Raw genomic sequence first — 12,224 nt, 5'->3', positions numbered from 1 at the left:
TTCGTTCCGAAGGTGTCCGTTCTAGCCATATTCTATCCTATTCGTTGGCTAACGCCAACCGAAATTCATCTCCCACTTTCACTGGTGCTGGCGCACCTTCACGTTTAGAAGTAGGAGACTTCTTTCGGAGGGAAGTTAAATAAACGTGTATATTGGACACATCACGTCCACTTTTTTTGGCATATGCCTCAATAAACTGTTCGCGCGTATAAAAACCGGGCCAAACAGCGGCCGGCGCAGCACCGCCTCCCACTCCCCACAGCGGGGCAAATACGTCAAATTCGACCGGCCGGCGGAAAATTGCTGGATCTCGAGCTCCCCATCCGGCATGTCCGGCAGCACCGTGCGCAAAAACTTGGCCAGCTTCCCTGCCGGCAGTTCTTCCCCCTTGCGCACTGGAATAATCGCTGTCATCTCCCTCTCCCCCTTGGTCAACAATTCAAGCGCGCCATTGCCGCCGCACGAACAGCATCCATCGACACACCTCGGATCAAACTTGTTTGTCTCTCTTTTCACTCGGCTTTCGAGACAGACGGCGCGCTCATGCCATCAAGCAGGATCTCCACCATCTGCTTCGCCACCTCGGCATCGGTCAGCTCTCCGTCCGGACGAAACCATTGGTAGCTCCAATTGGCCGCCCCAAGAACGGTAAGCGTGGCGATCGATGGCGACAAATCGCAGCGCGGTTCACCGCTTTTCATTCCTTCCTCAATCAACGACTGCAGCCGATAGCGGAACAAATCGCGCTTTTCTTTTACTTTCTGTAAATGCTCCTCATTCAAATGCTTCATTTCACGAAAAAAAATGCGAGCTTCCCTTCCTTGCCGTTCGACATTATGAATGAGCATGAAGATAATATCATACAGCTTTTCCCGCACCGAGCGCCGTTTATCGCTTATAATGCGCTCCTCTTCGTCAAGCAGCCTTTCAATGTAGCGAAGGTGAATATCCATCAACAGTTCTTCTTTGCTTGTAAAATAGTAATAAAACGTCCCTTTTGTCACCCCGAGGGCGTCAACGATGTCTTGGATCGATGTTTCGCTGAACCCATTTTGTTCAAACAGCTCAATGCTGGCAGCCATAATTTTCTCCTTCATGTTTTTACACCTCTTGCCTAAAATGTAGTCGCTGCCAGCTATTGTACCATAAAACGGCCAAGCCTGTTTCGGACTTGGCCGAAAGCCCTCTGTTATTGCGGGCGGGACGCCTCTTCACGCAAGGCGCGGCGCAAAATTTTCCCGACGTTCGTCTTCGGCAGTTCGGCACGGAACTCGACAATGCGCGGCACTTTGTACGCCGTTAAGTTTTTTCGGCAATGGGCGATGATCTCTTCCTCACTTGCTTGCATCCCCTCTTTCAGGACGATGATCACCTTCACCGTTTCGCCGCGGTACGGATCAGGCACACCAACTGCCGCCGCCTTTTTCATCGCTGGATGTTCGTACAGCACTTCTTCGATTTCACGCGGATAAATGTTATAGCCGCCGGCGATGATCAGATCTTTGGCAACTAGCTCTTTATGCACCTCATCCGGCCCATCGGCCAGACGGAGCGTGCGCGAGTTCGCCCACATGGCAGCAAGCGGAAAATCGTTGCTCACCCCAGCGGCGCCAAACGCCTGAATGGCACGGTCGATCACTTTTAAGGCGACATTCGGAGCGACAACTTTAATCATGGCAATTTCTTTGCGCGCCGCTTTGTTGCCGACCGTATCCATCATGTACGCCGCCTTCATTGTCAACAGGCGCGCCTGCTCGATCTCAATGCGCGACTGAGCGATCCAATCGCGAATGACGCCATGGTCCGCAAGCCGCTTGCCGAACGCCACCCGCGACTGCACGCGCCGGCACATAAACTCAAGCGCCCGCTCCGCCGCTCCAATCAAGCGCATGCAATGGTGGATCTGTCCCGGTCCAAGCCGCCCTTGGGCGATGGCAAACCCTTTCCCTTCGCCCCAAATGATGTTCTCTTTCGGCACGCGCACATGGTCATACGTAATTTCGGCATGCCCGTGCGGCGCATGGTCAAAGCCGAACACCGGCAGCATCCGTTCGATTTTCACGCCCGGCGTATCAAGCGGAACGATGATCATCGACTGCTGCTCATGTTTTGGCGCATCGGGGTTCGTTTTTCCCATCACGATGGCGACTTTGCAGCGCGGGTCGCCGGCGCCAGACGACCACCATTTCCGTCCGGTGATGACATACTCATCGCCGTCGCGAACGATCGAAGCGCGAATGTTCGTCGCATCGCTCGACGCGACATCCGGCTCCGTCATCGAAAAGCAGGAGCGGATTTCTCCGTTCAAGAGCGGGATGAACCATTTCCGCTTTTGTTCTTCTGTTCCATAGCGGACGAGTACTTCCATGTTGCCGGTATCCGGCGCATTGCAGTTGAACACTTCCGGAGCAATGAGCGAACGGCCCATAATTTCGCAAAGCGGCGCGTATTCGACGTTCGTTAAGCCGGCTCCGTATTCGCTGTCCGGCAAAAACAAGTTCCATAGCCCTTCTTTTTTCGCTTTTTCCTTCAGCTCTTCGATGATGGGCGGCACCCCTGACCATCTTGACTCTTGGGCGTTCAGCTGCTCCTCATACACCCTTTCGTTCGGATAAATGTACTCTTCAATGAAAGCGCTTAATTTTTTTGATCAACTCTTGGACTTTCGGCGAATAGGAAAAGTCCATGTCATCCCCTCCCTGTATACTAACCGGTTAGTATGTGCCCTTTATTTCTACTATACCTCGACCAAAAGAAATATTCAATATTTTTTGATAAATATATCTCACATTCAAAAAAAGAGAGGACGAATCCGCCCCCCCATGTCACTGTCTGATATAGCGTTTGTACAATGCTTGCGTGCCGCTGTTTTCCTCACCGGCTTGCGCCAGCTCCTCATACATTTGTTTGGCGAGCGCCAGGCCTGGCAGCGGCAAGTTCATCCGCTCGGCTTCCTCAAGCGCAATTTTCATATCTTTAATGAAATGCTTGACGTAAAACCCCGGAGCAAAATCTCCTGACAACATGCGCGGCGCCAAGTTGCTCAGCGACCAGCTGCCGGCTGCCCCTTTGGCGATGCTTTCCAACACTTTGAATGGATCAAGACCAGCCCGCTTCGCATACGCCATGGCCTCGCAAACGCCGATCATATTGGTGGCGATGGCAATTTGGTTGCACATTTTCGTATGCTGGCCGGCTCCAGCTCCTCCTTGCCGCACGATGTTCGTGCCAAGCCGCTCGAGAATCGGCTTGCACGCCAAAAAGACGTCCTCATCACCGCCGACCATAATCGTCAACGTTCCTTCGCGCGCGCCGATGTCGCCGCCGGACACCGGGGCGTCCAAAGCATGGATGCCCTTTTGCTTGGCCGCCTCGTAAATCGATTGCGCGAGCGTCGGCGTTGACGTCGTCATATCGATGACATATGTTCCCGGCCGCGCATTCTCCAAAATGCCGCCCTCGCCGAAATACACTTGCTCGACATCGTGAGGATCGCCAACCATCGTCATGACGACATCCGCCTCCCGCGCCAAATCAGCAACCGTTTCCTTCCAAACCGCTCCTTCCTGAAGCAAGTCTTCCGCCTTTTCTTTTGTGCGTGTATAAGCTAGAAGTGGATAGCCCGCCTTCAGCAAGTGGCGCGCCATGCTTTTCCCCATGACGCCAAGGCCGATAAACCCGATCGTTTTCAACGCTGTCCTCTCCCTTCTTGTCCGTTTGGCCGCAAGCGCCCAGCGATCTGGTCACCACCTGCGCTTCGCTTAGCAGCGGAGGCTTCTTTCGAAAATCGTTAAATCGCTTTGACCATGCCGCCGTCGACGATCAACGCTTGTCCGGTGACGTACGAGTTCGCTTCAGACAATAGAAAGACGACGACGTTCGCAAATTCTTCCGGCGTCCCGTAGCGGCCGAGTGGAATGGCGCTTTTCATGCGCGCTTCCATTTCCTCTTTTGTAATGCCAAGCTTTTCGGCGTTCACCTTATCTAAAAAGGCGACGCGTTCTGTCGCAATCCGCCCGGGAGCGACGGTGTTGATCAAAATGTTGTCCCGCGCGAATTCCGTCGCCAACGTTTTCGTCAGCCCGACAATCCCGGTGCGAAACGTGTTCGACAAAATCAAGCCCGGAATCGGTTCTTTGATCGATGACGAAGCGATGTTGACAATTTTGCCGCCGTTTTTCTTTAAATATGGCAGCGCTTCACGAATCAGCCGAATGTAGCTCAATAAATTGAGCTCAAACGCATATTGCCAGTCTTCGTCGCTCACCGTTTCAAACGTTCCCGCCGGAGGGCCGCCGGCGTTGTTGACGAGCAAATCGATCGTCCCAAACGTTTCGACCGTTTTGGCGACCAGCTGGCGGATGTCTTCCGCCTTCGTCACATCTGCACGCGTGTAGGCGACGCGTCCCTTATGCAGCCCATTCAACTCCTCGGCTGCTTCCTGCAGCTTTTCTTCGTTCCGGCTCGTGATCATCACGTTTGCTCCTTCGAGCACAAGCGCCCGGGCGACCGCTTTGCCGAGCCCTTGGCTTGAGGCGGCGACCAATGCCGTTTTTCCGGCTAATCCGTACTCCATTGCCATCCCCCCGAAAAATAGTCATATTAAGTAAACAATATTCGCGTTTGTTCGCCGTTTTCCTTCTTTTTTCGTTCACGAAAAAAGCGATCCGCTGGGCGAATCACTTTTTTCCTTCCATGAGAGAGCGAAATCGCTTCATTCCTTCCTCGACAGCAAGGGAGTCGACGTGAAACGGGTCAGGGTTGGCCGCCCGCATCGGATCGGCGTCAATCCGTACACCGATTGCCTTGGCGCCGTCGGCAGTTGCATCGTTGATGATGCTTTCGCGGGCGCCGTCACGGTGAAAGGAATGTGGATGGTCGTTTCGTCCGCGTTCCGGCATCAATGGTTCCCTCCTTTTTGCTTGTAGTGTACCACCGCATCGCGCAATCATGCCTTTTCGGTTCCGAATCGCGCTTTCCTTCAAAAACAGGTGACTGCACTTTTCTTTTTGTTCTTTTCCAAAAAAGGGGCTGACCCAAAAGGCTATCTGTCTTCAGTATAGACACAAAATATAGTGCGGAAGAAGCGGTCGGTGTATATATAGAAACGAAAGAGGGTGTCCCGATCCTTTTGGGACATCCCCCGTTCCTGCCTTGGTTAGCTTTCCAACAATAAGTCTTCCGGATTTTCGATCAAGTCTTTCACCGTTTTCAAGAACCCGACGGCCTCTTTGCCATCGATAATGCGATGGTCGTACGACAAAGCAACATACATCATCGGCCGGTTTTCGATCCGCTCTTCGTCGATGGCGACCGGGCGCAGTTTGATCGAATGCATCCCTAAAATGCCGACTTGCGGGCCGTTGAGAAGCGGAGTCGACAGAAGCGAGCCGAAGACGCCGCCGTTTGTGATCGTAAACGTGCCGCCTTGCAAATCCGCAAGCGACAACTTATTGCTGCGTGCTTTCGCCGCCAATTCGGCAATGTCGCGCTCAATTTCGGCGAAGTTTTTCCGGTCGCAGTCGCGCACAACCGGAACGACAAGCCCTTCATCCGTCGATACGGCAACGCCGATATCGTAATATTTTTTCAGCAAAATCTCATCGCCTTGGATCTCCGCGTTGACGTACGGATATTTTTTCAGCGCCGCGACAGCCGCTTTGACGAAAAACGACATAAAGCCAAGGCGGACGTCATGCTCTTCGAAAAATTTATCTTTTTTCCGCTTGCGCAAATCGATGACCGCCGACATGTCAATTTCGTTAAATGTCGTCAACATCGCGGTCGTTTGCGTCACTTCCAGCAGCCGTTTGGCGATCGTTTGCCGACGGCGCGACATTTTTTCGCGGATGACCGGCTTGCCGGCCTCAGCGGTTGGAACGGCGGCCGGCGTCGACGTCGGCGCGGCTTGCGGAGCCGGCTGCGGAGCGGCGGCTGGCTGGGCGGCAAACGAGGCGACGTCTTGTTTGCGCACGCGTCCAAGCGGATCAACGGTCGGCACTTGCGTCAAGTCGATCCCTTTTTCACGTGCCATTTTCCGAGCAGCCGGCGAAGCAATCGGTCGTTGGCCTGGCGCTTGGGCAACCGCAACCGGCTGCGGCGCTGGCTGCTCAGCACGGTCGACCGGCACAGCCGGTTTTGGTTCCTCGGCCAGCTGCAGCGCCTTCTCTGGTGCAGGCGGTGCCGACGCCGTTCCTTCTCCGATAATGGCGATCGCTTGACCGACCGCAACCGTATCGCCTTTATTGGCAAGCAGCTGTTGCAAAACACCTGACTCTTCCGCCATAATTTCCACGTTCACTTTATCCGTTTCAAGCTCGCAAATCGATTCTCCTTTTTCCACGTAGTCGCCCGGTTTTTTCAGCCATTGGGCGATCGTTCCCTCCGTGATGGATTCTGCTAACTCTGGGACTTTGATCTCGGCCACATTGATGCCCTCCTCAAATGTTCCGTAGTCATCATTCATGCTTCGTCAATGCACAGCGGATGATGCGCTCTTGCTCTTTTCGGTGGACGACCGGATCGCCTTCCGCCGGGCTGGCCCGCCGGCGCCGCCCAATGTAGCTGACATCGACACCCTCTGGAGCCAACGCCCGCAGGCGCGGTTCCATATACAGCCATGCCCCCATGTTTTTCGGTTCTTCTTGCACCCAGACGAGCTCTTTGACGTTCGGATAGCGGGCGATGATGTCTCTCACCGCTTCTTCCGGGAACGGATACAGCTCTTCAATGCGCACGATATGCAGCCAGTCAAGACCTTCCATTTTGCCGATTTGTTCCGCCAAATCGATCATCAATTTTCCGGTGCCAAACACGATGCGTTCCACTTTGCCAGCGTCAGCGCCCAATCCCGGCTGTTCGAGCACCGGCGAGAACGCGCCGTCAACGAACGCTTCCGCATCCGACGCCGCCAGCGGATGGCGGAGCAAGCTTTTTGGCGTCATAATGATGAGCGGACGCACTTCTTCTCTTGTCAACAGCGCCGCCTGCCGCCGCAAAATATGGAAATATTGCGCGGCCGTCGATAAGTTGGCAACCGTCCAGTTGTTTTCCGCCGCCAGCTGCAAAAAGCGCTCGACGCGGCCGCTTGAATGTTCAGGGCCTTGCCCTTCGTAGCCGTGCGGCAAGAGCATGACAAGCCCGGATTTTTGCCCCCATTTCGCCCGGCCGGATGAAATGAATTGATCAAACATCACTTGCGCCATGTTGGCGAAGTCGCCAAATTGCGCTTCCCAAAGCACGAGCGTCTCCGGCGCGTAAACGTTGTATCCGTATTCATAGCCGAGCACGGCGGCTTCCGTCAGCGGGCTGTTGTACACGACAAACGACGCTTTGGCGCCGCTGATGTGGTGAAGCGGCACATACTCTTTACCGGTTTTCACGTCATGGAGCACCAAATGGCGCTGCGCAAACGTGCCGCGCTGCGAATCTTGCCCGGTCAAGCGGATCGGCACGCCGTCTTGCAAAATCGTGGCGAACGCCAAAATTTCCGCGTGCGCCCAATCGACTTTGCCGTTTTGCGCAAACACGCCGCTTCGCCGTTTTAAAATGCGCTCAAGCTTGTTAAAGACGTTGAATCCGTCCGGAAACTGCAACAATTCTTCGTTCACCCGATGGAGCACGTCTTTCGCCACGCTTGTTTTCACTTCCGGCAGCCGATCGACGACCGGTTTGGGCGGATCCATGATGAAATCAAGCTCGTCTTCGTTTTTCGGCACCCGCTCGTAGGCGATTTTCAGCCGTTCCGCCACCTCTTGCTCCATTTCGTCGACTTCCCGCTCGGTGATGATCCCTTTTTCCATCAATTTTTGCGCATACAGCCGGCGTACGGTCGGATGTTGGTTGATGATCGCGTACATCGTCGGGTTCGTCGCCATCGGCTCATCCATTTCATTATGACCGAAACGGCGGTAACCGATTAGGTCAATGACAAAGTCTTTTTTAAACCGCTGGCGGTAGGCAAACGCCAAGCATGCGGCCGCCAAACAAGCCTCCGGGTCGTCGGCATTGACGTGCACAATCGGCACCTCAAACCCTTTCGCCATATCGGAAGCATACGTCGTCGAGCGTGAATCGTAACTCTCCGTCGTAAAGCCAATCATGTTGTTGGCGATGATATGGATCGTCCCGCCGGTCGTATAGCCGCGCAGCTGGCTTAAGTTGAGCGTTTCCGCGACGATCCCTTGTCCCGGGAACGCGGCATCGCCGTGAATCAAGATGGCAAACGACGCATCAGTATTTTGCACCGGCACGCCTGGTTTTGTCCGATCTTCTTGCGCGGCGCGCGTGTAGCCAAGCACAACCGGATTGACCACTTCGAGATGGCTTGGGTTGTTAGCGAGCGTAATCCGCATCGTATGCACGCTTTTATTGCGAAGGCGGCGCGCCGCCCCCAAATGGTATTTCACGTCGCCCGTCCATCCGTAGGTGATGGCCACCGCTCCTTCAGATGGAATAAAGTTTTTGCTCTCTGCATGCTGAAACTCGGCGAAAATCATTTCGTACGGCTTGCCGAGCACATGGGCAAGCACATTCAGCCGGCCGCGGTGCGCCATGCCGATGTTGACGGCGTCGATTTCATGTTCGATCGCTTGGCGGACGAGCTCATCCAAAAGCGGCACCATGGAATCAAGCCCTTCGATCGAAAACCGTTTTTGCCCGACATACGTCCGGTGGATGAACTTTTCAAACCCTTCCACTTCCGTCAGGCGGCGCAACAAAGCAACCCGCTCTTTGTTCGCCAGGCTCGGATAGTACGCTCCGGACTCAATTTGCTGGATGAGCCAGTTCCTTTCTTCTAGATTATGTACTTGCGAGAATTCAAACGCGATTTTGTCCGTGTAAATTTTGCGCAAATGCAAGATGGCGTCCCAGCCGTTTTTGACATGCGCCGGAGCGTGGGGACAAAGAAACGCGACCGGAATGCGCTTTAAATCCTCTTCCGTTAAATCGTATTCGTCAAGCTCCAAGCGGCGCAGCTCTTTCTCCTTTTTGACAAGCGGATTCGTATCAGCAGCCAGATGGCCGTAATGGCGAATGCTGTCCGCCAGCTTGACGGCAGCGACAAGCTTGCTGAAAATCGTCGGCGTCTCCGGCAGCCGGAACGTTTGATGCGTTTTGGCCGCCTCGTCATCCGCAGAAGAAACCGGTTCTTCCAAAACCGGCGCCCCCCACTGTTCGAACAATTGTTTCAGTTCCAGGTCGATGCTGTTAGGGTCATCGAGGTACTGTTCATACATGTCGATGACATAACCGAGGTTCGGCCCGTAAAACTGGCTCCACGGTTGAGCGTAGTTCGTCTGTTTTGCCATCTTGAAAAAACCTCCACCTTGTTTTCGCATCGTTCGGGCTGGAAACAGCTATGCATGAAAGTCCTCATTTCGCTGCCAGCATCCCCAAACGTACAGTAAAATAAAAGTATAAACGTTTTCAATGTTTATTTTAGCACTATCGCCCACTAAAATCGACGAAGAAGCTGAAAAAATTTCACTATTGTATGAATACAAAAAAAAGATCGTGACTGCACGACGGCGGGACATTCATGATTTTAAGTAAACGCCGACCGACATTCATCTCCCGCTTATTTTGGACTGCACCCTGTACAAAGCGAAAGTGAAAGTCTCCTATTCGAAAATGATTGAACGCCTCTTGCCTGCGCAAACGTTTAGCGGTGGGAGATTCTTTGGAACAACCGCTCCACGACAGGCTTGCCAGCCAAGCCATCCTCGTGTGTCCCACGGTTCCGTTGTCTTACGAAGACAGCAAGCGAAATCCTTCTTTTTTTGGGCGGCGTTAGGGAACATCCTTGATGCTTCATCCCCCACTTACGCACGCGGAAATGGGAGCCTTCTCGGCTAGAGATGATAAAAAAGGCGCCCCGTTGCCGCTAGGACACCTTCTATTTTTTATGAAATCTTAAACTTCTCAACCAGTTGTTTCAACTGCCGGCTCATTTCGCTTAACGCATCCGCCGATTCGGTCACCGTCGAAAGCGCCTGCAACTGATCATCAGCCGAAGCAGCCACTTCTTCCGCCGCTGCCGCTGCTTGTTGGGCGATGGCGGCGATGTTTTGCATCGCTCCGACGACATCGTCTTTGCTCGCGTTCATCCGCTTTGCTTCCTCCATAATCCCAGCAAGCGCATCAGCCACTTGCTCCATCATGCCAGTGATTTTGACAAATGAATCGCCGGTCGTGTGCACCGCTTCCCGCTGTTCGTTGTACGCCTGCTTGGAGCGGCGGACCGCCTCCATCACCAGCCCGGCTTGCTGCTGGATGGCGGCGATCGTCGCGCGGATCATCTCCGTCGCTTTCGCGGATTGTTCGGCCAGCTTGCGCACTTCATCAGCGACAACGGCAAACCCTTTCCCATGCTCGCCAGCCCGCGCCGCCTCGATGCTGGCGTTTAACGCCAGCAAATTCGTCTGTCCGGAAATGGCCGTGATCGTTTGAATGACACCGTCAATTTCATCCATCTTTTTCACAAGGTCGCTAATGACATTTTCTACAGACTCGAGTTCATTTTTCGCTTCCTCCGATTTTTTCTGCAAAATGTTTAAATGCTCCAAGCCGTCGTAGCTCGCGGTTTTCGTTTCATCGGACAGCGACTCCATGCCAGCCGTCGCATTCGCAACCGCTTCGATTTGCTGCGACAGCGCTGTTGTCCGCTCATTGATCGTATCAAGGCTTCCTGCTTGATCGGTCGTTCCTTTGGCGATTTCGCTGATCGCTTTGGCCACTTGTTCGCTTGTCGCCATCGTTTCCTCTGAGACGGCGCTTAAATGATCAGCCGAGGCGGCCAGCTCGTTGACCGATCGGTTCACTTCGCCGATCAGCGCGCGCATATGATCGATCATCTCGTTAAAATGGCGGGCGAGGCGGCCAATCTCATCTTTGGCAGTGATGCGCGCGTGCACCGTCAAGTCGCCGCCCGCCGCCTTTTCGACTTGCTCTTGCAGCGCCACAATCGGCTTGGTGATTGAGCGCGCTAAGAAATAAACGACGACCAAAGCGACGATAAACGCAATCACCGTAATGACAAGCATGGTTGCTCCGAGCGAGCGGCTCATCGCGGATAAATTGCTTTCTCTATAGACAGCGCCGACTTTCCAGCCAAGCTCTGGAATCGTAGTGAAGTAAATCACCCGCCGTTCGCCGTCTTGCTCATATTCGTGCATTCCTTTTTCATGCTCGAGCATGTAGCGGACCGTCGCGTTTTTCGCCATGTTTTTCCCCTTGTATTGTGGGTGGACGACCGCCGTCCCCTTCGCGTCAAACAGCACCGGATAGCCGTTATAGCCGACGTCGCTCGCATTGACGATTCTTGTCACCGCATCGAGCGTCATATCGATGCCGATGACCGCAGCAATGCGGCCGTTTTCGCTCACCGCTTTGGCCAACGTCACAACGTGCTTGCCGGTAATCGCATCGACGTACGGTTCGGTCCACACCACTTCATCCGGCCGCTTCATCGCCGCTTTATACCACGGGCGGCTCGTCGGATCGTATCCGTCCGGGAGCTCTGTCATCGGCGATATATACATTTTCTTCTGCTCGGTGCCAATATAGATGAATTGCACATTCTCATGCAGGCGCAAAAACGTGCGGAACTGTTTCTCAAGCTGCAGCCACATTTTTTCATCTTGAACCAAAAAATTTTACAAGCGGACTGAAAAATATAAAATCGAATGAGTGAAAGAAACCATGATGCCCCATCGGAACCATTCGCTGAGGATTTGTTGCCGCATGAACCGGAAAAAGAAATAGAGGTTTCTTTAGCGCGGGGAGCAAAAAATCCTCGTCTTTAAACATGTGCAGGCGAAAGAAATGCGTCAAACGATGTTATTGACGGTTGTTTGTTATTATGTTTTTCAGTTGTTCCGTTATTTGACTTATATTAGAACAACTATTTCTGAAATTGCAACGGTGATTTTTTTAGTAAACGGTTACAAATAAAAATGTTGACATTTATTTTAACTTTTTCATCGATATGTTGAAAAATAGATGGGAAAGGCGTATGTTATATACTGTAGATGAGCAAATTCACTGACATAAATTGACAACTAAACAAAAAAGGAGACATGAACCGGACTCCTTGGGTAAAATAGATGTGTTCAAAACCCATTCACACAAGGAGGTTCATGTCTCATGAATAGATTAGCACATCACCAAGGAATCCACAAGTTTTTCTTCACGCTGGGGTTGACGCTGCAGCTTTCCAAACC

The 12,224-nt window shown here is 53.1% G+C and carries 7 protein-coding genes and 2 pseudogenes; all 9 read right to left on the bottom strand.

Features of this window, described 5'->3' with window-relative positions:
* Positions 1–186: 186 nt before the first annotated feature.
* Positions 187–414 (bottom strand): annotated as a pseudogene (locus IKE44_RS05930) (phosphotransferase family protein); the annotation flags it as partial.
* Positions 415–512: 98 nt separating this feature from the next.
* Positions 513–1,097, bottom strand: a complete 585-nt coding sequence (locus IKE44_RS05925; RefSeq protein WP_287465294.1) for a TetR/AcrR family transcriptional regulator — start codon at positions 1,095–1,097, stop codon at positions 513–515.
* 92 nt (positions 1,098–1,189) lie between these two features.
* Complete coding sequence (locus IKE44_RS05920) at positions 1,190–2,554, bottom strand: acyl-CoA dehydrogenase family protein (protein ID WP_353806754.1); 1,365 nt, start codon at positions 2,552–2,554, stop codon at positions 1,190–1,192.
* A 271-nt stretch (positions 2,555–2,825) separates the two neighbouring features.
* Positions 2,826–3,713: pseudogene (locus tag IKE44_RS05915) on the bottom strand (NAD(P)-dependent oxidoreductase); the annotation flags it as partial.
* Between the two features lie 77 nt (positions 3,714–3,790).
* On the bottom strand, positions 3,791–4,576 hold the full coding sequence (locus IKE44_RS05910; protein WP_015374318.1) for an SDR family oxidoreductase: 786 nt from the start codon (positions 4,574–4,576) through the stop codon (positions 3,791–3,793).
* 103 nt (positions 4,577–4,679) lie between these two features.
* Positions 4,680–4,901: a hypothetical protein gene (locus IKE44_RS05905; RefSeq protein ID WP_015374317.1), complete on the bottom strand. Its 222-nt coding sequence runs from the start codon at positions 4,899–4,901 to the stop codon at positions 4,680–4,682.
* A gap of 257 nt (positions 4,902–5,158) precedes the next feature.
* A complete protein-coding gene (gene odhB, locus IKE44_RS05900) occupies positions 5,159–6,427 on the bottom strand; it encodes a 2-oxoglutarate dehydrogenase complex dihydrolipoyllysine-residue succinyltransferase (protein ID WP_049625286.1) in 1,269 nt (422 codons plus the stop codon).
* Between the two features lie 31 nt (positions 6,428–6,458).
* Positions 6,459–9,311: a 2-oxoglutarate dehydrogenase E1 component gene (locus IKE44_RS05895; protein ID WP_049625282.1), complete on the bottom strand. Its 2,853-nt coding sequence runs from the start codon at positions 9,309–9,311 to the stop codon at positions 6,459–6,461.
* A 594-nt stretch (positions 9,312–9,905) separates the two neighbouring features.
* Entirely contained in the window at positions 9,906–11,633 is a 1,728-nt protein-coding gene (locus IKE44_RS05890) for a methyl-accepting chemotaxis protein (RefSeq protein WP_252976549.1), read from the bottom strand.
* Positions 11,634–12,224 lie beyond the last annotated feature (591 nt).

This window comes from Geobacillus sp. (assembly GCF_017515625.1).
Classification (GTDB): domain Bacteria; phylum Bacillota; class Bacilli; order Bacillales; family Anoxybacillaceae; genus Geobacillus; species Geobacillus stearothermophilus.
The sequence above is the reverse complement of the archived record's forward strand: the minus strand, read 5'-3'. Positions and strand labels throughout refer to the sequence as shown.

Coding starts and splice junctions, on each gene's coding strand:
- IKE44_RS05895 (WP_049625282.1), bottom strand. CDS start 9,311: ATGGCAAAACAGACGAACTACGCTCAACCGTGGAGCCAGTTTTACGGG.
- IKE44_RS05910 (WP_015374318.1), bottom strand. CDS start 4,576: ATGGAGTACGGATTAGCCGGAAAAACGGCATTGGTCGCCGCCTCAAGC.
- IKE44_RS05905 (WP_015374317.1), bottom strand. CDS start 4,901: ATGCCGGAACGCGGACGAAACGACCATCCACATTCCTTTCACCGTGAC.
- IKE44_RS05925 (WP_287465294.1), bottom strand. CDS start 1,097: ATGAAGGAGAAAATTATGGCTGCCAGCATTGAGCTGTTTGAACAAAAT.
- IKE44_RS05890 (WP_252976549.1), bottom strand. CDS start 11,633: ATGTGGCTGCAGCTTGAGAAACAGTTCCGCACGTTTTTGCGCCTGCAT.